This window comes from Actinomycetota bacterium (assembly GCA_019347575.1).
Lineage (GTDB): Bacteria > Actinomycetota > Nitriliruptoria > Nitriliruptorales > Nitriliruptoraceae > JAHWKY01.
In genome coordinates this window covers 118,208-140,727 of the sequence record JAHWKY010000002.1, presented here as the reverse complement: position 1 = coordinate 140,727, position 22,520 = coordinate 118,208, and the positions used below count along the sequence as shown (strand labels likewise).

General features: G+C 70.6%; 17 protein-coding genes and 1 pseudogene. 8 read left to right on the top strand and 10 right to left on the bottom strand.

Annotation, left to right across the window (positions count from 1 at the left end):
- The first annotated feature begins 42 nt into the window (after positions 1 to 42).
- Positions 43 to 936, top strand: a complete 894-nt coding sequence (locus KY469_01930; protein MBW3661830.1) for a hypothetical protein — start codon at positions 43 to 45, stop codon at positions 934 to 936.
- On the opposite strand, the gene KY469_01925 is transcribed toward KY469_01930, so the two are convergent.
- From KY469_01925 to KY469_01900, 6 genes are read right to left on the bottom strand one after another with little or no spacing between them, the layout of a single operon-like run.
- Positions 918 to 2,513: a right-handed parallel beta-helix repeat-containing protein gene (locus KY469_01925; GenBank protein MBW3661829.1), complete on the bottom strand. Its 1,596-nt coding sequence runs from the start codon at positions 2,511 to 2,513 to the stop codon at positions 918 to 920. The two genes, KY469_01930 and KY469_01925, sit on opposite strands and share 19 nt — an antisense overlap.
- The gene (locus tag KY469_01920) at positions 2,513 to 3,766 is read right to left on the bottom strand and encodes a glycosyltransferase family 4 protein (protein ID MBW3661828.1); all 1,254 of its coding nucleotides are present in this window, start codon (positions 3,764 to 3,766) and stop codon (positions 2,513 to 2,515) included. The genes KY469_01925 and KY469_01920 overlap by 1 nt, the downstream gene beginning before the upstream one ends.
- Positions 3,747 to 5,072, bottom strand: a complete 1,326-nt coding sequence (locus KY469_01915; protein ID MBW3661827.1) for a hypothetical protein — start codon at positions 5,070 to 5,072, stop codon at positions 3,747 to 3,749. Before KY469_01915 ends, KY469_01920 begins: the two co-directional genes overlap by 20 nt.
- On the bottom strand, positions 5,072 to 6,640 hold the full coding sequence (locus tag KY469_01910; protein MBW3661826.1) for a lipopolysaccharide biosynthesis protein: 1,569 nt from the start codon (positions 6,638 to 6,640) through the stop codon (positions 5,072 to 5,074). The genes KY469_01915 and KY469_01910 overlap by 1 nt, the downstream gene beginning before the upstream one ends.
- Complete coding sequence (locus KY469_01905; GenBank protein ID MBW3661825.1) at positions 6,637 to 7,419, bottom strand: WecB/TagA/CpsF family glycosyltransferase; 783 nt, start codon at positions 7,417 to 7,419, stop codon at positions 6,637 to 6,639. Before KY469_01905 ends, KY469_01910 begins: the two co-directional genes overlap by 4 nt.
- Positions 7,416 to 9,104 carry a hypothetical protein gene (locus KY469_01900; GenBank protein MBW3661824.1) on the bottom strand — a complete coding sequence of 563 codons (1,689 nt, stop codon included), beginning with the start codon at positions 9,102 to 9,104 and terminating at the stop codon, positions 7,416 to 7,418. The genes KY469_01905 and KY469_01900 overlap by 4 nt, the downstream gene beginning before the upstream one ends.
- Before the next feature lie 101 nt (positions 9,105 to 9,205).
- On the opposite strand from KY469_01900, the gene KY469_01895 reads away from it, so the two are divergent.
- The 3 genes from KY469_01895 to hflX are packed head-to-tail and all read left to right on the top strand — an operon-like array spanning position 9,206 to position 13,955.
- Entirely contained in the window at positions 9,206 to 11,632 is a 2,427-nt protein-coding gene (locus KY469_01895; protein MBW3661823.1) for a hypothetical protein, read from the top strand.
- Between the two features lie 42 nt (positions 11,633 to 11,674).
- Positions 11,675 to 12,544: a diaminopimelate epimerase gene (gene dapF / locus KY469_01890; protein ID MBW3661822.1), complete on the top strand. Its 870-nt coding sequence runs from the start codon at positions 11,675 to 11,677 to the stop codon at positions 12,542 to 12,544.
- Positions 12,510 to 13,955 (top strand): GTPase HflX, encoded by a 1,446-nt coding sequence (gene hflX / locus KY469_01885; GenBank protein MBW3661821.1) that lies wholly within the window; start codon positions 12,510 to 12,512, stop codon positions 13,953 to 13,955. Before dapF ends, hflX begins: the two co-directional genes overlap by 35 nt.
- A 9-nt stretch (positions 13,956 to 13,964) precedes the next feature.
- On the opposite strand, the gene KY469_01880 is transcribed toward hflX, so the two are convergent.
- Positions 13,965 to 14,858, bottom strand: coding sequence for a PQQ-like beta-propeller repeat protein (locus KY469_01880; GenBank protein ID MBW3661820.1), 894 nt, complete (start codon positions 14,856 to 14,858; stop codon positions 13,965 to 13,967).
- Positions 14,859 to 15,208: 350 nt separating this feature from the next.
- Complete coding sequence (lexA, locus tag KY469_01875; GenBank protein MBW3661819.1) at positions 15,209 to 15,874, bottom strand: transcriptional repressor LexA; 666 nt, start codon at positions 15,872 to 15,874, stop codon at positions 15,209 to 15,211.
- A gap of 370 nt (positions 15,875 to 16,244) precedes the next feature.
- Between lexA and KY469_01870 the strand changes: the two genes are divergently transcribed.
- Entirely contained in the window at positions 16,245 to 16,679 is a 435-nt protein-coding gene (locus tag KY469_01870) for a hypothetical protein (GenBank protein ID MBW3661818.1), read from the top strand.
- Between the two features lie 104 nt (positions 16,680 to 16,783).
- Here the strand turns inward: KY469_01870 and nrdR are convergent, their stop codons facing one another.
- The gene (gene nrdR / locus KY469_01865) at positions 16,784 to 17,233 is read right to left on the bottom strand and encodes a transcriptional regulator NrdR (protein ID MBW3661817.1); all 450 of its coding nucleotides are present in this window, start codon (positions 17,231 to 17,233) and stop codon (positions 16,784 to 16,786) included.
- Between the two features lie 131 nt (positions 17,234 to 17,364).
- Complete coding sequence (locus KY469_01860) at positions 17,365 to 18,240, bottom strand: GNAT family N-acetyltransferase (protein ID MBW3661816.1); 876 nt, start codon at positions 18,238 to 18,240, stop codon at positions 17,365 to 17,367.
- On the opposite strand from KY469_01860, the gene KY469_01855 reads away from it, so the two are divergent.
- The 3 genes and pseudogenes from KY469_01855 to KY469_01845 all read left to right on the top strand — a co-directional run bounded on the left by KY469_01855 (position 18,209) and on the right by KY469_01845 (position 21,842).
- On the top strand, positions 18,209 to 19,672 hold the full coding sequence (locus KY469_01855; protein ID MBW3661815.1) for an amidase: 1,464 nt from the start codon (positions 18,209 to 18,211) through the stop codon (positions 19,670 to 19,672). The genes KY469_01860 and KY469_01855 overlap by 32 nt on opposite strands.
- A gap of 11 nt (positions 19,673 to 19,683) precedes the next feature.
- Positions 19,684 to 20,388 (top strand): DUF998 domain-containing protein, encoded by a 705-nt coding sequence (locus KY469_01850; protein ID MBW3661814.1) that lies wholly within the window; start codon positions 19,684 to 19,686, stop codon positions 20,386 to 20,388.
- A 299-nt stretch (positions 20,389 to 20,687) separates the two neighbouring features.
- Positions 20,688 to 21,842, top strand: a pseudogene (locus KY469_01845) (vitamin B12-dependent ribonucleotide reductase).
- The last annotated feature ends 678 nt before the right edge of the window (positions 21,843 to 22,520 follow it).

The following is a 22,520-nucleotide window of genomic DNA, read 5'->3' as shown; positions in this document are numbered from 1 at the left end:
TGCGCGACACTGTACGGCTTGGACCCGATCACGGATGGAGCGGTGGACCCACTCCTCGGCCGTACGCGGTGGATCTCGCCGCTGTGGCAGGCAGCCGATACCGCACTGGCGTGGGCGCGCTGGGTCGGCCCCGGTGTCCGGCTTCCACACCGCATCCTCGTGACGAGCCTGCCGAAAGCCGGGACCAACCTGGTGCGCAAGGCACTGGAGCGGCTTCCGGGAACGGTCACGCTGCGCGCGGCTCTGTTCCGGGAGACCGCCCCGCGGCCACGGGGCGGTCTCGCGCAGGTACCCATCGGGGTGGACTGGCCCGTATCCGCTGACGCGGCACGGGTCCGCCGGCGGCTGCGGTGGGTTCCACCGGGTGGTGTGCTCTCCGGGCACATCCCCCACTCGCCGGGCTTCGCGTCGATCGTCGCGCAGCTCGACGTGCGCGTGGTCGCGGTCGTGCGTGATCCGCGAGCGGTCGCCGCGTCGCTGGTTCCCTTCGTCCTCGAGCGACCACATCACTTCCTCCACGATCGGTTCGCGGCGTTGGCTCCTGAGGAGCGCCTGGTGGCTTCCTTGACCGGGCTTCCAGCGGATGAACGAGGTCTCGGTCTGCTCGACCTGGGAACGCGCTTCGGTTCGATCGCAGCGTGGCGGGAGGATCCGAACGCGATCGTGGTGCGCTTCGAGGACCTGGTGGGTTCCGCTGGCGGTGGCAGTGACGAACGACGACTCGAGGTCCTCGGCCGACTCGCCGTCCACGTCAGCTCACCGCACGATGAGCGGGTCCTCGCGACCGTCGCCGACGGCCTGTTCGGCGGCACGTCGACGTTCCGTCGCGGCTCCGTCGATGCGTGGCGAGCCGACTTCCGCACCGAGGACCACGACCTCGCCCGCGCCACGCTCGGAGGGGTGGGGGCCTCGCTGGGCTACGACCTCGGACCGTAGTCCGCGAGCCGGAACCCTCGCCTGGCCCGCTCTGTCGTTTCTCCCTCACCGACGACCAGGTGGCCGCCCACGTCGTGGCCGAGATCCTGCCACTGAGCCCAGCTCACGTCGCGATCCCAGAACCACCACCGCGCACCCTGGTCCGCCACGCGGTACGTGTTCCCGTCGAAGCGGTTGTCGCCCTCTGGCTGGAGCAGTGCCTTGTCGGCATCCCGCGCGAGGTCGAGTCCTGTCCAGCCCGTCGACATCGTGATGTCGTTGTCGAGCACGACCAGTCGCGTGGTAGCGGGATGACGATCGCCACGCGAGATGGCGGCGACCCCGCGTGCGTTGCCAGCCAGGACGTTGTTGCGGACCGTCACATCGCTGGAGTTGCTGATGACGATCCCGGCAGTGAACCGACCACCGTCGTGGTGACCGTTGTTGCGCACCTCGTTGTGCTCGATCGTCGTCGGCCCCGCACTGATCTCGTAGAAGATGCCCGCCCCCACGTTGTCCTCGATGCGGTTGGCACGGACCACCGCCGCGTGGTTCTCGATGTCGAGCCACAACCCCGGACCGTGGTTGTCGTGCGACCACACGTGCTCGATGAGGCTGCCAGCCGTGGTCCGCTTGATCTTCGTGCCGCCGGCCTCGTGCGTCCACCGGAACCCCAGGACGTTGTTGTGGTGGATGCGGGTACGGAGCACGGCCACGCGCGCGCTGTACCCGGCCTCCTCGGTGCTGCGATCTTCACCGAAGCCGACCAGCCCGATCTGGCCGTTGTGGTGCACGTCTGAGTCCTCGATCGTCACACCGGGGGAGATGCCGATCCCGCCACCGTGGTTGAGGCGTGCCTCGACGCGTCGGATGGTCCAGTCGTAGGGGAACTCCTCGGGTGGTGCGCCACCCACCGCTCCGAACTGTGCCGGGGATGCGTACTTCTCGACCACGATGTCCTCGATCGTCACCCCTCGGACCCCGGTGCCACCGAACGCGAACGAGGTCACGGACGCCTCGATGGAAGCGAAGGCCGTGGGGTCCTCGCCCAGGTAGAGCCGATCGGCGCCGTAGTCGAGGTGGAACGTCCCGGGCGTGAGCTCCCCGAGCGAGAGCACGTGGACGAGCCTGCGGTCACCGTCGACGAAAAGTTCCTCGGGATGGCGTATCGCCTCGGTGGCGCCCTCGTCCGGCTGTCCCCGCTCGAGACCGTCCTGCGTCTGCCCGTCCACGAACCAGCGCCCCTCGTCATCACGATCGAAGCTCTCCGGCGCCAGCAGCCGGGCACCGTTCAGCACTGCTCCCGGCTCGCCACGGAAGACGTCGCCGTCGTGGGGGATCACCTGCTGGAGGCGATGCACGCCGGTCGCGATGACGTAGGTCGAGCCGGGTGGCGTCCGGTCAACGATGCGCTGGAAGTCGTCGCCTACCTCAAGGCGGATCTCCGCCGGGGTCCCGGTGACGACGGGGCGGGGCGTGCGCTCGGGGCGCACGAACGGCGTGCGGTCGGTCCGCGGTCCGTCGCCCTCCGGGGTGCACCCGGCAACGAGCGTGAGCGTCGCAGCGGCGACGGCGCCCAACCTCCGCAGGCGCCGCATCATGGCGTCCAGCCGGTGACGGGCCCGTACAGCCGTGCGATCATGGTCTCGATCGAGGGGGTCGAGCTTGGGTCCAGGGCGTGCGCACGCGCCGCGGCGGAGGCCGCCCACCACGCTCCGTCGTCATCGGTGAGGTGGTCGAGACCTCGCACGAGGTCGCGCACCGTCTGGTCGGGTCGGCGAGGTGTCACTTTCACGCCCGCCGCTGCCGGAACCTGTGCGCCAGGTCCCCCGGTATCCAGACACACGATCGGCAGGCCGGCCGCCTGCGCCTCGATGGTCACGAAGCCGCTGGAGTCGTGCAGGCTCGGGAACAGGAACAGGTTGAAGTCGCTGTACGCCCGTATCAGCTCGGACCGTGGGACGCGTCCGTGGAACTGGACCCGTCCGTCGACGCCGAGCCGTGTCGCCAGCCGCTCCAACCACCGCCGGTTGCGTCCGTCCCCGTAGATGTGCAGCTCCGCATCTGGTCGGCGGTCGGCGTAGGCCGCGAAGGCGTGAAGCGCGAGGCCGCCACCTTTCCAGCCGAGCAACCGACCTGCGTACACCACGCGCAGACCGGAGCGCGGCCCGGGACGGGGCGTGGCACTGGCCAGTTCCTCGAGCGTGTGCCACTGCACGATCGTGGAGGGCAGCACCTGCGCGCGGACACGGGCCGATCGCGGCAGGGCGTCCCGGGTCTGGTCGGTCGTCACGGCGATGACATCCGCGTTCGTGGCCGTCCGACGGACGCGGGGATCGATGCGCACCAGCAGGTTGGACAGGGCTCGCGCGAGCTCCCGAAGCGACTCACGCCAGCCCATCCATCGCGGCAGGTAGAACAGCGGCGAGACGCCTTCCCCTCCACCGACGGGACCCCAGATGAAAGGTGCGTCCAGCTTCCACAGGTACGACGGCAGGCGGTGCGCGCCGAAGGTGACGTGATGGATGACGTCGAAGACGGCCGTGCGCTCCAGCTGGAGGGCCCGGGCCAGCGCCAGCCGCTGCCACGCGCCGTAATAGCGGAGGCGTGGGAGGCCGCGGAGCCCACGTAGGCCGCTCCCGACGTACTCGACGTGGAGCCTCGGCTCTGGCTCCGTGGCGAGTCGCTCCTCGATCGCTGATCGGAAGGAACGGTCGGTCAGCACGACGACCTCGTGATCCTGCGCGAGTCGCTGTGCCCAGGTCCAGCCGTTGCCCCGTTCCGATCCGGCATCGGGTTCACACACGAAGGCGCTGAGGAGGATGCGCACGTCAGGCCTGGCCCGGCTCACCCGTGGTCCATCGGCGAGCGCGATGCCGAACCGCGACGGTCTCGGACCCTCCGAACGCGACCGCCGAGGCCACACCGGTCATGATCCCCTGGTCGAGATCCGGCGGCCAGGCGATCATGAACACGACCTGCATCGCCAGGATGAGCAGCATGGTCTCTCGGGTCAGGAGCAGATCGGCATCCTCGTCGCGACGCCGGGCGAGGTGACGCAGCGTAGGTGCGTACATGAGCGGGAAGACCGCCAGGCCGACGAGCCCGAGGCGCAGGTAGGTCTCGACGTAGAAGTTGTGAGGTGACGTATCGACGACGTTCCCCGAGGTCTCGAGTTCGCGCTCGTACCCGCTGCCGAGCGGACGGCCGATCAGGTACTCCTCCTCGCGTCCAGGCGCCTGTTCCAGCAGCCCTTTCCATCCCTCGAACCGCCACACGAAGGTGCCGGTGTCGGTTGGTGCCTGTGGCAGCGGTGACTCGCTGCTCGTTGACAGGGCGGCCGTCACGACCGTGACCGCGGCTGCTGCCGAGACGAGCGCTGCGGCCGCCCGGCGGCCGAAGTTGGGGTTGCGGGCGACGACCATCGCGCCCGCGGTCAGGACGACAACCCAGATGGTGCGGTGCTGAAGGAACACGACCACGATCAGGAGCACCGCGATGAGCCAGCTTTGGTGTCGGGTGACCGTCTCCCGGATCCACAACGGTACGAGGATGAACAGGGCTTGCGCGACCACGAGGGTGTTCTGGTTGTCGATGACGCGGATGCCGCCGGCCTCGCGCGCACGTGTGAAGATGCCGCTCGGCGGTGCTCCGACGAGGAGGGCGCCCCACCTGAACACGACGATGGCCGCGAAGATCGCGCCTGCGATGAGCCACAGGCGCCCCAGCTGTCGCCTGACCTCGGGTGTGGGATCGACGGTCGAGAAGTACAGGATCCCACCGATGAAGTAGAGGAAGTTGCGGGACTCGCGGAACGTGCTGTCCAGACCGTTCGGGCCGATCCCTCGCAGCGCCGAGAGTGCGACGAGCGCGAACAAGGCGATCACGGCCCGTTGCATCGGGTTGATGCTCTCGAGTCGGAGGAGGCGTAAGACCCCAGCTCCCGCGACGAGGGCGAAGAGCACGTCCTGCGGGAGGACGGTGAACCCTCCGATGACCGGCGTCGGGATGAGACCCCCGAAGAAGGTCGACGTGACGCTGATGGTCACGATCACCGCGGCAGTGAACACGGAGTCGCGCAGGATACGTTCCATCAGCCAAGTGGCGACGAGCGCTGCCGCGACGAGCCCACCGGCGACGAGTCCCGCGGTCAGCATCACGGCCTCCGTCCCAAGAGCAGTTCAGCCCCCACGGTCGTAGCCGATGTGTTGCCTGCGGTGACCGCGCCTGCTCGTTCGAGACGCATCCACATCTCCTCACGGATACGCCCGAGCGGGGGACTACGGAGTGCGGCCACCAGTGCCACGAGTCCGGCAGCCCCTTCGGCGACGAAGCGGACGAACACCGGTGACCCCAGTGCGAGGAGCCCCGAGCGGACGACTCCCACCGCCGTGGCGGTCAGGACGGCCGCGTAGACGGCGGGGCCGTAGATCCGACGCAGGTCGCCAGCATCCACCCCGAGGGTGCGACGTGTCAGTGAGAGGTACAGCCCGTGGCGCGTGAACTCACCGATCGCGAGCGCCAGGCCGTAGGCCCAGATGGCCCGTCCCGCCGCACCCGCGAGGAGCACGCCCAGCACGACGATGTAGACCCCCTGCAGGGTGAGCTTCAGATCGAGCTCGGCGATGGCTTCCGCGGCGATACCAGCGAACCGCGACAGGACGCTGAACGCTGCCGCGAAGGCGAGCAGGGGAACGACCTGGGCCGCACCATCCCACTGCTCACCGATGACGACCTCGACGACATCCGGGGCGGCGACGGCTAGTGCGGCGCAGAGGGGGAAGACGATCGCAGCGGCCACGCTCGTCGCTCCGACGTAGACCCCCCGCAGCCGCGCGCGTTCGTCCTTCAGCTGGCTGAAGCCGGGGAACAGCACCTGCGAGAGGCTGTCACGAAGGTAGTTGAGCGGGAGGTTGACGAGGTAGAAGCCGCGGTTGTACTGGCCGAGGATGGCTGTGGTCGCGTAGCGGCCGACGGCGAACGTGTCGAGGTTGTTGCTGGCGAACTCCAGCAACTGGATCCCGGAGACTCGGATCCCGAAGGCGTACAGGTCCCGGTAGGGGGCCGACCTGGCCGTTGGGCGCAAGGGATGTGGCGCCGCGATGAAGGTCACGATCCCGCCGATGACCCGTGAGCCGAGGTTCGCCCCGACCAGGCTCCACACACCAGCCCCGGCCATCGCCATCGCGATACCGATACCCAGGAACGCGATCAGGAACGCGACGGCCTGAGTGATCGCCAGCACCCGGAAGCGCATCTGGCGCCGAAGCAGACTGCGAGAGGTGAGCTGGAGACCGATGAACAGGAACGACAACGACATGACCTGGAGCACTGGGACCGCATCCGGCTCGTGGAAGACGCCCGCGATGGCAGGAGCCGCGAGCGCGAAGAGCACGGTCATGACGATGCCGAGGACGACGCTCGAGGTCCAGGTGGCACGGATCTCGTCATCATCGATCTCGGACCGCTGGATGAGAGCCTGCCCCAGACCCATGTGTGTGAAGTACTGGCCGAGGGTCACGACGAGCGACGCGATGGCGAAGATGCCGAACAGGCGCGGGGCGAGCAGACGCGACATGACCGCGGTGTAGATCAGCTGCATGACGCCGATGGAGATCGACCCCAGGTAGGTCCACTTCAGACCCCGGACCGTGCGTGTGGTGAGTCCGCTCGTCTCCGTGGGCGGGTCACCGGGACGTTCATCGGGCGCGCCGGTCGAGCTCATCTACGACGCCTGCTGAGGAGCTGACGTCCGAGCAAGGCGAGGAACAACGGGTTGTTCCACAGGTAGCGACGCCAGAGGCGGTGGGGCTCACGCAGAAGTCGGTACAGCCACTCCAAGCCCACGCGCTGCATCCACGCCGGCGCCTGCGGGACCGTGCCAGCCATGAAGTCGAAGGCGGCGCCCACACCCAGAAGGGCCACTCCTGGCAGCCGCGGCGCCAGGCGGCGGATCAGCAGCTCCTGCTTCGGCATGCCCATCCCGACCCACAGCAGATCCGTGTTCGCGGCGATGACGTGGGCGACGATCTCGTCCTCCTCGTCCGGCTCGAGCGGCCGGAAGGGCGGTGCATGCCGTCCCACGATCCGCACTCCCGGCGCGCGCTCGGCGGCGCACTCCTCCAGCCGATCGAGGGTCGCCTCGGTGGTTCCGAGGAGGAAGTGCCGCCAGTCCCTCCCGGTGCCGTGGCGGAGAGCGAGCTCGAACAGGTCGGGTCCGTACACGCGCTGCTGGTCCACGATGCCGAGGCGTCGCAACGCCCAGACCAGAGGCATGCCGTCCGGGGTCGTCACGTCCGCAGCTCGTACGGCAGCCGCAAGGAACGGGTCCCGTCGCGCCGTCATGACGGAGTGAACGTTGCAGAAGTAGACGACGAGTGGAGCGTCAGACGGCTGATTCTCGAGGAGGTAGAGCACCTCGTCGTAGCTCGTCGGCGATATCGGCGTCCCGACGACCTCGACGCGTTGCGGCAGCTCGGGTGCCGTGGCGTCGTGATCCGTCACGACCGCGACGCAGGGCCCGACGGCGACGAGGACCGCGGACGGTCCGGCGGGCGACGGTCACTGGCGGTTCGCGCCGCCGATCGCTCTGGTACCGGCGACCGACGACGTCGCCAGAAGGCCCACCCGCGTCGCCTCGTCGTCGGGTTGACGCCGTACCCGTACGCGTAGCGGTAGATCTCGGCCTGCGGCGTCGCCGTGATGTAGATGAAACCGAGGAGTGGACGGGTGACGAACGCGAGCCGGTCGCGCACTTCCTGCAGGACCCCAGCCGGCGTGTGCTGGGGGAGTACCAGCACGATGCCGTCGACGTGGCCCGCGAGTACCGTGGTATCCGCGACGGCCAGGATGGGGGCGCTGTCGACGACGACAGCCGATGCGAGGTCGCGCAGCTCGTCCATCGCATCGGCGAACGTCGTCGAGCGCAGCAGTTGGGTGGCCTCGGTACGCGGGGTTCCGATACCCACGACACGGAGTCGAACGTCGGGTCGGACGCGGTAGCTGTGGACGCAGTCCTTAAGCGTCGTGACGCCAGCAGCGACGTCCATCAGTCCGGGGAGATCCTGCGCACCGAGCAGACGCGTGAGCCCGTGTGCGCGCAGATCCGCGTCGACGAGCAGGATGTCCCGTCCACCGCTCGCTGCTGCGAGTGCGAGACGGAGGGTCGTCTGGGTCTTGCCGTCGCGGGGCGCCGGGCTGGTGATGAGGACGCGTCCCCCTCCGCGGGCCCGCAACGCGAACTCGATGCTCGCGAGCGCGAACCCGTAGGCCTCGTCGAGCTTCGTGTCGCTGACGATCTCCCCTGGCTCCTGGGGCGTGCGGTGGTCGAAGATGGGGATCTCGGCCAGCATGGGGACGCCCAGGATCCGTTCGGCGTCCTCGTGCGATCGCAGCTCCTGTGACCGCCCCGCACGCCAGTACGCGATCGCCGCTCCGAAGATGAACCCGAGGAGGGCGGCGATCAGCGCCGTCCGCATCGGCTTGGGGGCGACCGGGTTGGCCTGCGGTTCGGCTTCCTCGAACAGTTCGACCCCGGATCCCATGACGATCGCATCGAGGCCTATCTGCTGCTGACGCGACTCGTTGTCGGTGAGCTGTGCGATGCGCACCTCGAGGCGGCTGACGGCCAAAGCATCGTCTGGCTCGAGCGCCAGTTCGTTCTGGAGAATCTCGATCTCGGAACGGATCTGACGGGCAGCCTGCTCGAGTTCGGCGATCGCCTCCTGAGCCTTGGCGACCGTCTGCTCCTCGGTCACCTGCATGTACGCGCGTGCAACCGCGTTCGCGAGGTCGGCGGCCCCCTCAGCGGTGGACGCGCTGGCGGTGACCGTGATGAGGTTCACCTCGGGTTCGCCTTGCACCCGCAGCTGAGCGCGGAGCCGGCTGGGGGGGCGATCCCCTCCGAGCAGCTCGGATGCACGGCTCAGGGCGGTACGGGACTGCACGCGCTCGGTCTGCTGCGGCACGTTGCGTTCGGGGTCGAGCACCCGTGACTGCTGCACCGTCGTCTGGGTGCGAAGATCGGTGAGGAACATCCGCGCCGACGCCTCGTAGGTGGTCGGTTCGAGCTGGGCGAGCACGTAGCCCGCCGCAGCGAGCACGAGCGTGACGGCGAGGACCGTGAGGGGATGGCGACGCACGGAGGCGAGGAGGCCCGGACCCTCGCGCCAGCGTTCGTCGGTCGGCATCCCATCCCTTCGAGCCTGCGGTCGTGCGCACGCCTCCCGTCAGTACCATGCGGCGGTCCGCGCGAGTGGGGCTCGCGCGCAGCGACGAGAGGTGTCCCGGAGTGTGCGCAGCGTACCGCTCAGCGCGAGACACCGAGGGCGACCTCAGCGCCCGTCTCGCGGCGATCGAGGAGCGCGTCACCGATCTGCGCGACCTCTTCGGTGGGACAGCGGGGCGCACGCTCGAGGACCGGGTCACCGCGATCGAGCGTCTGCTCGTGCGGCTCGAAGCTGGCCTCAGCGCCGGTCACCGGCCCGCCCCGCAAGCGGAGCTCGACCTTGCTCCCCTCGAGGCGCGGCTGCGGAGCATCGAGGGCACGTTCGTGGCCGCGATCGACCGGCTCGCCGAGCAGCTCGAGGCGGCGGCCCAGGATCAGGCGGGGCGACTGGAGTCGTGGCGACCGAGCGAAGCCGTGGCGGACGATCTGGCGACGCGGCTCTCCGCCCGTGATCGTCTCGACGACGTCCAACAGCACCTCGATCAGGGACTCCAGCGGCTCCACGACCAGCTGGCGAGCGCGGCGGGGTCGGATGTCGACCTCTCACCGCTCGAGGAGCGCCTCGGCAGCATCGAGGAGACCTTCACCGGTGCGTTCGAGCGTCTCGGGCAACAGCTCGAGGCGGTGGCCCAGGATCAGGCGGGGCGACTGGAGTCGTGGCGTCCGAGCGAGACCGCCGCCGAGGACCTCGCGGCACGGCTGTCCTCGCGCGACCGTATCGACGAGGTCGAGCAGCATCTCACGGAGGCCATCGAACGGCTCCGGGAGCGCCTCACCCAGACGCTCGAGTCCCAGCCGGATCTCACCGCGGACCTCGCGTCCATCGCAACCAGTGTCGAGACGCTCCACGAGCGGCTCGGCCGCGTCGTCGAGGGTAACGACCTGACCGCGCTCGGCGACCGCCTCCAAGCCCGGATCGACGCGTCGGACGCCAGCGGCACGGTGCGCGAGCTGCAGGAGCGGATCGACGCACTGGCCCGGGCCGAGGACCTGGTCGCGCTCACCGAGGCGGTACGGAGCCTCCCCGACGGCGCGGCGCTGGCGGCGATCGAGGCCCGCCTCGGCGAGCTGGCCAGCGCCGACGCGGTCGCTGCAGTGACCGACCACCTCGAACGACTCGACCTCGGGGCGCCGCTCACCGCACTCACCGACCGTGTCGGTGAGCTCGGCGATCGCATCGCCCGGCGCGACGACCTCGCTGCCCTCCGCAAGCAGGTGAGCGAGGTCGCGCGTGCCGAGGATCTGGCGGCGCTCGGGGATCGACTCGAACAGCCGCTGAGCTTCGAAGGGCTCCAGGGCGTGGAGGACCGCCTCGATCTCGTCCTCGCCGAGATGCGCGAGCGCACCGACGAGGAGCTCCAGGCCGACCTGCAACGGCTGCGTGACGTCGTGGGCCGACTCGCCCGGGCCGAGGACATCGAGGCCCTGATCGAGCTCGTCGCGGGCATCGACGGCCGCACGCAGTCGGTGGCTACCGCGCACGACCTCGCCGCCGTCCGTGAGCGCGTCGGGGACCTGCAGCGCGAGCTCGGCCAGCTCGATGTCACCGAGCCGGTGCTGCTCGCCATCCGGGAGGAGCTCGATCGGGTCACCACGACCGTGCTCGAGGCGCGGCGCGACGTCGCCCAGCTCGCCGCTGGTGACGTCAGCGAGCTGCGTGACCGCGTCGCGACGCTGGCGACCTCGAGCGACCTCGAACTGGCCCGAGCGCATGTCACCGAGCTGGGCGGAACTATCAGGACGCTCGAGACCACGATCGGCCGGCTCGGCGGAGTGGACGAGACCCTCTCGGCGTTGCGCGAGCGGGTCGAGGGCCTCGAGTCGCTCGTCGAGGATCGCGCCAAGACCATCGTGGACCCGCTCGACGATCTGCATGACCTGGTCGTGTCGCGGACCGATGCGCTCCTGGAACCCGGCCGTATCCAGGCCGCCCTCGCCCCGATGTGGGAGGGCATCGCGGGGATCGCCGAGGACTTCGCGGTCGCTCGGGAGGCCGCGCAGGGGCAGCAGCAGGTCATCGACGGGCTCGGCGAGGTGGTCGAGCGCGTGGAGCGGGTCGCGAGCCAGCTGCATGCACGGGTGGAGGACGAGCAGGACGCCCTCACGAGCGTCGTCAAGGAGGGCGTCGCCTCCGAGCTGCACGAGGTCGTGGACGAGGTGCGCAAGCTCGGGGCGTCGTACCACCGGGTCGCGACCGATCTGGGTGAGCAGGTCCAGCGGCTGCGCCGGACCAACGACGAGGTGGTCGGAGCGCTGCAACGCCGTGACCGGCTCATCCAGGACGAGGTCGTCGAGCGGCTTGTCACTGCCCTCGACCGCGTCGTCGAGCTCGGCGGTCGCAGCCGACGGAAGGTGAGCAGGGCACTCGCCGACGCGGCGGCGGACGGGGCGGCCAAGGCCGGGGACTGGGAGCGGCCTCCGCCCGATATGGGGCCGACGCGCGTCACCCTCCGTCGGGAGGAAGGCGAGGAGACGACCGAGCTCGAGTGATCGCGCAGGGGAGGGGCCGACCGCCGTCGGTACCCTGACGGCGTGGAGATCACCCTCGCACACGGCAGCGGCAACGACTTCGTCGTCATCGACGATCGCGCTGACGAGCTCGACCTCGACGCGGTGCTCGTGCGCGCTCTGTGCGCTCGCCGGACCGGCCCTGGGGCCGACGGTGTCCTGCGGATCGGTGGGGGCGCGGGTGACGCCGTCGTCCGCATGGATTACCGCAACGCGGACGGGTCGATCGTCGAGATGTGCGGGAACGGGCTGCGCGTCATCGCCAAGTACGTCGTCGACCGTGGACTCGTGCCGCACGACGACGGGGCGTTCGTGATCGCGACCCACTCCGGCGACCGGCCGGTCGTTGCCCGACGCGGGAGCGACGGTCGCGTGACGGAGGTCACCGTCGACATGGGCGAGGCCATCTGGGCCCCAGCGGACGTGCCGTTCGATGCCGACGGATCGGAGGCGCTCGACGTTCCCCTCGATGTCGACGGGGATCAGCTCACCGTGGCCGCGGTCTCGATGGGCAACCCGCACGCGGTTGTGCGGGTCGACGACGTGGATGCCGCCCCGGTCACCACCCTCGGTCCGCGCGTCGAGGTCCACGAGCGGTTCCCCAAACGCACCAACGTCGGGTTCGTCGAGGTGGTCGACCGCGACCACATCCGCCTGCGCGTCTGGGAGCGCGGCGTGGGCGAAACGGCGGCCTGCGGCAGCGCGGCCTGTGCGGCCGGGGCGGCTCTCGAACGGCTCGGCGTGACCGACCGTGCCGTGGCGGTGGACGTCCCGGGAGGACGACTCGATGTCGTGCTGCGCGATGATGGCCACGTGCTGCTTACCGGCCCTGCCGTCGAGATCGTGACGGGCACGATCGATGACGCGTGGCTGCGGACCGCGACCACGAGGTGAGACCCTGACCGACGATCTGCACCTCACGCGTGCCCAGCAGCGTCGCCGCCAGCGCGAGGTCATCGAGGAGGGCGCGCCCCGCGAGGGCGTCGACATCATCCGCCGTGTCGAGCGCGCCGTCGTCGTCGGCGTCCAGCTCCCGGGTCGCACCAGCCTCGACGTCGACGCGAGCCTCGACGAGCTGGAGGCGCTGCTCGACACCGCCGGTGGCGAGATCGTCGGCCGCGTGGTGCAACGGCGCGAGGCCCCGGACCCCGCCACCTTCGTCGGCAAGGGCAAGGTCGGCCAGCTGCAGCGGCTCGTCGACGAGGTCGGCGCCGACGCGGTGGTGTTCGACGACGATCTGTCGCCGGCGCAGCAACGCAACCTCGAGGAAGGGGTACGCCAGAAGGTCCTCGACCGCACGATCGTGATCCTCGACATCTTCGCGCAGCACGCAACCAGCAAGGAGGGCAAGGCCCAGGTCGAGCTCGCCCAGCTGACCTACCTGCTGCCACGGCTACGAGGTTGGGGTGAGGCGCTGTCACGCCAGGCGGGCGGGCGTGCCGCCGGAGGCGTGGGTATCGGTGGTCGTGGACCCGGCGAGACCCAGCTCGAGGTCGACCGCCGCCGCATCCAGCGACGCATGCGCAAGCTGCGCGAGGACCTCGAGTCGTTCGACCGCGTCCGACGCACCAAGGCGCAGGAGCGTGAGCGCCGCAACGTCCCGACCGCCGCCCTGGTCGGCTACACGAACGCGGGGAAGAGCTCGGTGTTGAACCGCCTCACCGGATCCGACGTCTCGGTCAGGAACCGCCTGTTCGAGACCCTCGACGCAACCGTGCGTCGCCTGCCGATCGATGGCCGCGACGTCGTGGTGACCGACACCGTCGGCTTCGTCAAGAAGCTGCCCCACGGGCTCGTCGAGGCGTTCAAGTCCACCCTCGAGGAGACCGCGCGTGCCGATCTGCTCCTGCACGTCGTGGACGCATCGCACCCCGAGGCGGTGGCGCAGATGGCCGCCGTGCGTGACGTGCTCGCCGAGATCGGCGCCGACCGCCTCCCCGAGCTCGTGGTGCTCAACAAGGCCGACGTGGCGGACGAGGCCACCGTGCAGGCGCTCGCGCGCGAGACGCATCGCGAGACCGGCACGGAGCCGGTCATCGTCTCGGCTCGGACGGGGCGGGGTGTCGAGGAGCTGCGCGAACGGCTCGAGCTGCGGCTCCCCGATCACCGCGTGCAGGTCCAGGTGACCGTCCCCTACGACCGGCAGGAGCTGGTGGCGATGGCGCACGCGCGGGGCGAGGTGCACAAGGAGGTCCACGGCGCCGACGGGACCGAGCTGCACGCGAGCGTCGAAGCCGACGTCGCGCTGGCGATGCGCGATCTGCTCGACCCCGACCCGTTCGCGGAGGGGTCCCCGGACGCCTGATCGCCCCGGTCAGCCGACGGCGAGCGCGGGGGTCGAACCGCCCAGCTCGATCTCGGCCACGATCCGCATCGACGACGGATCGATGCGCAGCACCGTCCCCGGATCCTCGCGCAGCACCCAGACGGACCCCGCCCCGACCGCGACGTCGACGGTCACGAAGCCGACCCCCACCTCGCCGGTGGAGCTTCCCGTCGCCTGATCGATGCGGACGAGACGTCCGGATCGTTGGTCGAGCACGAACAGGTTCCCGTCCGTGGCCGCGAGGGCCGCGGGCCCTCCTCCGATGTCGATCGTGCTGAGCTGCCCGCTCGCCGGGTCGACCCGGATGACGGTCCCGTCCGCGTTGGAGGCGATCCACAGCGCTCCACCGGCGGCGAGGACGTCCAGCGGCTGGCTGCCGACGTCGATGGTCCCGCGTGGGCGCAGGTCGCCCTCGTCGTAGCTCTGGAGGATGCCCTGGAAGAAGTCGACGACCCAGACGCGGCCGCCCAGGACGGCGACCCCAGCTGGCTCGGGCTCGATGTCGGCGGTCGACAGAGCCTGACCCGTCACGGGGTCGATCTGGGTCAGGACGCCACCGCCACGTGCGGCGACGAACAGCTCCGACGACCCCGCTCCCATCGGTCCCTGGTGGGTGTCGAGCTCGACGGTGGCGGTCACGGACCCGTCGTGCGGATCGAGCCCGGTGACGCCGGCCTCGTGGGCGACCCAGACCGTGTCGAAGGCGACCGTCACGGCGGCTACATCGGTCGCCTCCACCGATCGCTCGGCGGCGACGGTTCCACTCGCGGGATCGACCACGCTGACGCGGCCGTCGAAGGCGGAGACGATCCACACGAGCGGCCGTGCGGGCAGCTGTTCCTGGCGTGCCTGGGGAGGGGGGGTCCGGCTCGGGGGCGTCACGGTCGTCGCGCCAGGACCGGGGCCGGGGGGTTGCGTCGCCGGCGCCGTGACTCCGTCCGGGGTGGCACCGGGGGCCGTCGGAGCGGCGGTCCCTGGCGTCGTCGCGTCCTCGTCGGGTGCGGCGGTCCCTGACGTGCCGGTGGGGGAGGCGGGAGGCGCGGCCGTGTCCTGCGGACCGGGTACGCCTTGACCGCAGGCGACCAACGAGCCGGCCAGCGCGAGCACGGCCACGCAGACGCGGAGGGACGCCCGGTCCGGTCCATACGCAGACGCCACCCCGCACCTCTCTGGGTCACCCGTGCGCGGCGCGCGACGGGTGTCGTCGGTGCGGGGAGGCTACGTGAGGGCGGTCAGAGCCGCCGGAGGACGGAGACGACCCGACCCATGATCGCGTTCTCGCCGGAGGGGTCGAGCTCGATCGGTTCGTAGCGCTCGTTGGCAGGGTCGAGCATGATCCGCCCGCCGCGCGTGCGCCGGAAGAACTTGACCGTGGCCTCGCCGTCGATCAGCGCCGCGCACATGTCGCCCTGTTCGACCTTGGGCTGCTGGCGGACGACCACGAGGTCGCCGTCGAGCACACCTGCCTCGATCATCGAGTCACCGCGCACGCGCAGCATGAACAGCTCGCCGTCACCAGTGAGGTCCTTCGGCAGGGTGTAGAGCGCATCGACCCGCTCCTCGGCGACGATCGGCCCGCCGGCGGCGATGTCACCGACCAACGGCACGTTGCGGCTGGGGTCGGGGCGCAGCTCGAGGTCAGTGTCGAGGTCGCGCTCGAGCTCGAGCGCGCGCGGCTTGGTGGGATCGCGGCGCAGGTAGCCGCGGATCTCGAGCGCCGACAACTGCGCGTGCACCGAGGAGGGCGACGACAGTCCGACCGCGTCGCCGATCTCGCGCACCGACGGCGGGTAGCCGTACTCGTCGAGGTGCTTGGCCACCACCCCGAGGATCTGGCGTTGTCGCTCGGTCAGATCCTCCTTGTCGTAGCGTGGACGCGGGCGTGGCTTGCGGACCATGGCGTCTCCTCTTGTCCGGAGGTTCTCGTTGTCCGGAGGCTGGCGGCGGGCCGCTCGGGTCTCGTCCCGAGGCGGCACCGCCCCGTCACGAACGGGCGTTCGGCACGGTACTGGCCCCACGGCGCTGGTGCAAACACCCGTTCCCCTGCCAGGTTCGGCCCAACCTCGCACTTGACGCGCGAACACGCGTTCGGCACACTAGGGAACACGTGTTCGGGACAGCCCTGAAGGCCAGCGCCGGAGTCGTGTCACACCCCCTCACTACCGTGGGGCACGAGCAGCTGGACGAAGAGCAGCGCAACGAGCGCACAACGAGCGCACAACGAGCGCACAACGAGCGCACAACGAGCGCACAACGAGGAGGACGCCCGTGACCGCCACCGCCCTGGCCCTGCCGCTGCAGCGACCGTCCGAACCGCTTCCCGCCCCCGTGTCCGACCGACCGCTCGCGCCGGTCATCGATCTCGGTCCGGTCCAGTACCACCCGGACACGGCGCCGGTTCTGCGCCTGACGCGGCGCGGGAAGCTGGCCATCGGGGCGCTGCTCGCCGGCGCGGCGCTGGGCCTGCTCGCACTGCTCGGCGTCGGCACGGGGACGGCTGAGCCCGCCGCCGCGGTCGCGGGTCACGTCGTCGTCGAACCCGGTCAGACGCTGTGGGACGTCGCCGTCGCGGCGGCGCCCGCGGGCTCCGACCCGCGCGCGTACCTCGCCGACCTGCTCGTGCTCAACGGGTTCGACGGTGCTGGCGTCCCCGCCTGGACGGTCGTGCTGCTGCCCACCGAACCGTCCTCGGTGGCTCCCTGACCCGTCCCGGCACCGAGGGGGGCCCGCGGACTCCGCCCCGCGGGCCCCCCTCGCTCCTCGACCCGGCGGAGACCCGCGGTCAGGTGTCGGACTCCCTCCGGCGGCTACTCCTTGCGTAGCTGGTACAGCTCCTTCTCGAAGTCCTCCGGACCCTGGAAGTCCTTGTAGACCGAGGCGAAGCGCACGTAGGCCACCTCGTCGAGCGTGCGGAGCTGGGCGAGCACCTGGAGGCCCACCTGCTCCGAGGTGACCTCCCGGCGGCCCAGCTCGCGCACCGCTCGCTCCACCGCGGCGGCGGCGAGGTCGAGCTCCTCGTCGGGGACGCGATCCTTGGTCGCGCGGACCATGCCCTCGCGCACCTTGGCGCGGTCGAACGGGGCGACGGCGCCGCTGCGCTTGCGGACCACCAGCTCGGGCAGCTCGAGGCGCTCGAAGGTGGTGAACCGCTGCTTGCACGCGCGGCACTCGCGCCGGCGCCGGATCGCCTCGCCGTCGACGCTGGGACGGGAATCGACGACGCGGTCGTCGTCCTCGCCACACGCGGGACAGCGCACGGACCCTCCTCCTCGACCACGACCCCAACATCTTGTGGTCGCGCGACCGTACCGCCACCCCGCAGGGCCACCGAGCACCCCCGCAGCCACTCCGCTGGCGGGTCGATCTGCACCCACTCGGCCCTGCCGGGTCAGCGGCACTCGACGAGGACCTGACGGCCGTGCCGGCCGTCGTCGCCGTTCCACTCGTTGACGAGTTCGAGGCGGCTGTCCTGGCGGCGCTGGAGCCGGCTCCGCCCGCCGCCGGTCACCGTGCGCAACCCGCGTTCCGTCTCGAGGTCGTGCACGTAGCGGTACACGAGCAGATCGTTCACGAGCGTTCCGGCGAGCTCACCCTCGACGATGTCCCCTGCCGCGTAGCGCGCCAGGATGCGGCGCCCCTCCTGGAGGAACTTGTAGATGGTGCCCTCGACGACGTGGGGTTCCTGGCCGGTGATCTCCTCGACCTCGAACTGCAGGCCGTGCAGGTCGTAGCCGTGTTCGTCGGCACGGTGGCGCCCCGCCTGCCAGTCGGCTCGCGTCAGGGCGTAGCCCCACTCCGACGCCGGGCCGCCGTCGGGGAGCGCGAACGAGTCCCGGTAGCGGGCCTCCATCCGGAAGCCGGCCGCGTTGAACGCGCGCTGCATCGGCACGTTCTGCTCGTGGGTCCGCCCAGAGAGGCGCGTCAGCTCGGCGTGTTCGGCGAAGTGGTGGTCGGCGAGCTGGCGCAGCACCTCCCGACCGATACCCCGTCCACGGTGTGTCGCCGACACCCGCAGGTCGATGACCGCGTCGCCGCTGCGGATGTCGTTGACCAGTGCGAACCCGGCGGGCTCTCCATCGGCCAGGACCCCCCACCCCCACCGGTCGTCGCTGGCCCAGTCGCCGGCCTCGAGCTGGCCCGCAAGCGCCTCCGGTTCCCACCCGATCGGACCTGCGAACGGCGTGGTCTCGCGATCGACCTCGACGACCCAGTCCACGTCTCCGGCGGTGAGCATGCGCAGCCGGACCTCGGCGCCATCGGACACGCGGTGTCTCCCCTGGTCGGGGGTGTGGGGGCGGCTAGCGTGCCAGAACACCGTGACGGCGGCGCGGACGGAGAGGGTGAAGGTGAGTTCGGTCGGGGAGGGGGCCACCACGATCGCGGCGCGAGTGCGTGCGGGTGAGCTCGACCCGGTCGTCGTCGTGGAGGACCACCTCGATCACATCGATTCGCTCGACGCCCGGGTGGGCGCGTTCGAGGTCGTCGATGCGGACGGGGCGCTCGAGACCGCCCGAGCGTTGAAGGACCGGCCGGACCTGGCCGACCTCGCGCTGGCGGGGGTCCCCATCGCGGTGAAGGACAACGTCCCCGTCGCGGGGCTGGCGTTCCGCAACGGGTCGGACGCCAGCTCGCCGGCACCTGCCCGCGCCGATGGGCCGATCGCCACCGCGCTGCGCGCAGCGGGAGCGGTGATCGTCGGCAAGACGCGCGTCCCGGAGCTCGACATCTGGCCGATGTGCGACAACGCGTTCGGAACGACCCGCAACCCCTGGGATCTCTCGCGTGTCCCTGGCGGGTCGTCGGGCGGCTCCGCAGCGTCCGTCGCGAGCGCCATGACGCCGGTCGCGCACGGAGCGGACGGGGCGGGATCGATCCGGATACCCGCGGCGTGCTGCGGGGTGTTCGGCATCAAACCCGGCCCCGGCGTGGTCCCCGGCGACGGCAACGACTGGATGGGGATGAGCGAGCACGGCCCCCTGGCGACGACGGTGGCCGACGCCGCGCTGCTGCTCGATGCTCTGGCCGGGACCGACCGCCACCGCCAGGCCCGCCTGCCCGACTCACCGCTGCGCGTGGCCGTCTCGGCCGCCCCGCCGGGACCTGGCATCGCGATCGCCGACCAGTGGGCGCGAGCGGTGGGCGATGCCGGCGAGGCGCTGGCCGGGGCGGGGCACCACGTCGCCACCGACGATCCGCCCGCGCCCCCACGAAACATCCTCGCCATCGCCGCTCGCTGGACCGGCGGCCCTGCCGAGGAGGCGGAGGGGTTGGACCGCAGCCGGCTCGAGAGGCGCACCCGTGTCCACGTGCGCATCGGGGCGCTCCTGCGTCGCGGGGCGCGGGAGTCCGCGGTGGAGCGCTGGGCCGCCCAGGCCGACGGGTTCTTCTCCGACCACGACGTGCTGATCACGCCACCGCTCGCGCACGACCCTCTCCCGGCCGATGCCTGGAGGGACCGCGGGTGGGTCCGCAACTTCCTCGCGGCGTTCCGGTTCGCCCCGATGACCTCGCCGTGGAACCTCGCCCGGTTCCCAGCCGCGAGCGTGCCGGCCGCCCGCGGGCCGAGCCGGCTGCCAGTCGCGGTCCAGCTCATCGCCCCGCGCGGCGAGGAGGCGCGCGTGCTCGAGGTCGCGCGTCTGCTCGAGGAGCTCGCCCCGTGGCCCCGCCACGCCCCGCTCGCGCGGGTCCCCGGTTGACCGAGGTCCCCGTGCGCACCCTCGCGGGCGTCGATCGCGCCGTCGCCTGGGCGGGTATCGGCGGCGTCGCCGCCTACGTCGCGACGTGGGCGGTGCTGGGGGCGACGCGACGCGGCTACGACCCGCTGCGGCAGGCGATCTCGGAGCTGTACGCCGTCGGGGCGCCGGTCCAGCAGGCGCGGACGATGACCGCCGTGCTGGTCATCACCGGGGTGCTGCTGGTGCCCTTCGCCTGGACGCTGCACCGCCGACTCCCGGGGAGGGGGGCCCTCGGGGCGTGGCTGGTGGTCTACTCCGGGGTCATGACCGCGGCGGTCGCGTTCTTCCCGTGCTCGGCCGCGTGTCCGGGGTACGGCACGACGTTCGACGACTCGGTGCACGTGATCACCGCCGGCAGCGGCTACCTGGCGCTCGTGCTCGCCCCGCTGGCGTTCGGCTACCGCGTGCGCCACAAGGAGCCGGGCTTCGCCGCCTGGTCGTGGCTGCTCGGGGCGATCGCCACGGCCGGCTTCGTCATCCGCACCGCCGGCGTCACCGATGCGCTCGGTGGCCTGCAGCAGCGGTTCTTCAACACCACGGCGGACCTGTGGCTCGCGCTAGCCGCGGCCGTCGTGCTGCGCGGACTCGCTCGGGGCGCCTCACCGGAGCGTGTCACAGCGCGGGGCGACACTGCTCCCGCGCCTCGCGCACCGACGCCGCCGCAGGATCGCCGGTGACGACGCCTCCGTGCGTACGGGGGAGGGCTGCCTTCCGGCAGCCCGGTGGGCGGTGGGACGAGCCGAACGTGCGCCAGGCGCGCTGCTAGCGAAGGGCAAGCGGTGGACAACCCGGCCCCGATGGCGTGGATGCGCCTGTGGATGGCCTGCGGACAACCCTGTGGAACCACAACATGTTGTGGTTGACCCGGTGGAGTGAGCCCTAGGTGTAGTGGTTACCCTCGTAGGAGCTCGTTGACATGCCGGGATGCCGTCGCTGTAATCACACGACCGCAACTCGACCGGAGCCGGAGCCTCAGATGGCCAAGAAGACCGACGACACCCCCAACCCCGCCGCCGACGGGTCGACCGACCCCATCGTGCTGGCCGAACACGCGCCGCTGCACACCGCCCCGCGAGGGGGGGACGGTGGCCTCGGGCTGCGCCTGAACCGCTACTTCTCGACCGAGGGCGTCCACCCCTACGACGAGATCGAGTGGGAGCTGCGCGACGCGGTCATCAAGAACTGGCGGGACGGGACGGTCAACTTCGAGCAGCGGGGCGTCGAGTTCCCCACCACGTGGTCGATGAACGCCACCACCATCGTCGCGCAGAAGTACTTCCGCGGTCAGCTCGGCACGCCCGAGCGCGAGCGCTCCGTGCGCCAGATCGTCGACCGCGTCGCCGACACCATCACCGCCTGGGGGCTCAAGGACGGCTACTTCGCCGACGCCGAGTCGGCCGAGATCTACAACGCCGAGCTCAAGCACCTGCTGGTCAACCAGAAGGCCGCGTTCAACTCCCCGGTGTGGTTCAACATCGGCGTCCCCGGCGTCCCCCAGCAGGCGAGCGCGTGTTTCATCCTGTCGGTCGAGGACACGATGAGCTCGATCCTCAACTGGTACCGCGAAGAGGGGATCATCTTCAAGGGCGGCTCCGGTGCAGGCGTGAACCTGTCGGCCATCCGCTCGTCGAAGGAGCCCTTGCAGGGTGGAGGTTCCGCGTCGGGACCGGTCAGCTTCATGCGGGGCGCGGACGCCTCTGCGGGAACGATCAAGTCCGGAGGAAAGACCCGCAGAGCGGCCAAGATGGTGATCCTGAACGTCGACCACCCTGACGTTGAGGACTTCATCTGGTGCAAGGCGTCCGAGGAGCGCAAGGCCCGGGTGCTGCGTGAGGCCGGGTTCGACATGGACCTCGACGGTGCCGACAGCCACTCGATCCAGTACCAGAACGCCAACAACTCGGTGCGTGTCACCGACGAGTTCATGAAGGCGTACGAGGACGAGACCGACTACGACGTGCGTGCCGTCACCACCGGTGAGGCCCTCGACCAGCGCAGCGCTCGCGACGTCATGCGACAGATCGCCGAGGCCGCCTGGGAGTGCGCCGACCCCGGCATGCAGTACGACACCACCATCAACGACTGGCACACCGCGCCCGAGTCGGGGCGCATCAACGGCTCCAACCCGTGCTGCTTCGTCGGCGAGACGCTGGTCGACACCACGGATGGCCTCATCGAGTTCGAGCGCCTCGAGAAGCTCGCAAGCGCGGGCCAGCCTCTGCCCGAGGTCCGCGCGTTCGACCGTGTGACCGGCAAGCACGTTCTGCGGCCGATGATGAACGTGTGGGTGGCCGGCGAGACGACGTCGCTCGTCGAGGTCCGCACGGTCGGCGGGCTGGCGCTCGTGTGCACGCCCGAGCACCGGTTCCTGACGGCTGCGGGCGCGTACGTCGAAGCTCGACTGCTCGACGTCGGAACGGAACTGCGTGCCGTCGATGAGCACGGTGACGACGCAACCGACGTGGTGGAACGGGTACGTCGGCAGGAGGAGGCCGAGCCCGTGCGGGTCTACGACCTCGAGGTCGATGACACGCACAACTTCGCGGTTACGAGTGCGAGCATCTCGCTCGGCCAGAGCGTGATCGTGCACAACAGCGAGTACATGCACCTCGACAACTCCGCCTGCAACCTCGCGTCGCTGAACCTCAAGAAGTTCTACGACTACGAGACGGGGCGTTTCGACGTCGAGGCGTTCAAGCGCGCGGTCGAGGTCGTGTTCCTCGGCCAGGAGATCCTGGTCGGCAACTCCAGCTACCCGACCGAGAAGATCGGCGAGAACGCGCGGGCGTTCCGCGAGCTGGGCCTCGGC

Coding starts and splice junctions, on each gene's coding strand:
- KY469_01855 (MBW3661815.1), top strand. CDS start 18,209: ATGCGCAGCCGGACCTCGGCGCCATCGGACACGCGGTGTCTCCCCTGG.
- KY469_01915 (MBW3661827.1), bottom strand. CDS start 5,072: ATGCTGACCGCGGGACTCGTCGCCGGTGGGCTCGTCGCGGCAGCGCTC.
- KY469_01925 (MBW3661829.1), bottom strand. CDS start 2,513: ATGCGGCGCCTGCGGAGGTTGGGCGCCGTCGCCGCTGCGACGCTCACG.
- lexA (MBW3661819.1), bottom strand. CDS start 15,874: ATGGTCCGCAAGCCACGCCCGCGTCCACGCTACGACAAGGAGGATCTG.
- KY469_01910 (MBW3661826.1), bottom strand. CDS start 6,640: ATGAGCTCGACCGGCGCGCCCGATGAACGTCCCGGTGACCCGCCCACG.
- hflX (MBW3661821.1), top strand. CDS start 12,510: ATGACGCGTGGCTGCGGACCGCGACCACGAGGTGAGACCCTGACCGAC.
- KY469_01900 (MBW3661824.1), bottom strand. CDS start 9,104: ATGCCGACCGACGAACGCTGGCGCGAGGGTCCGGGCCTCCTCGCCTCC.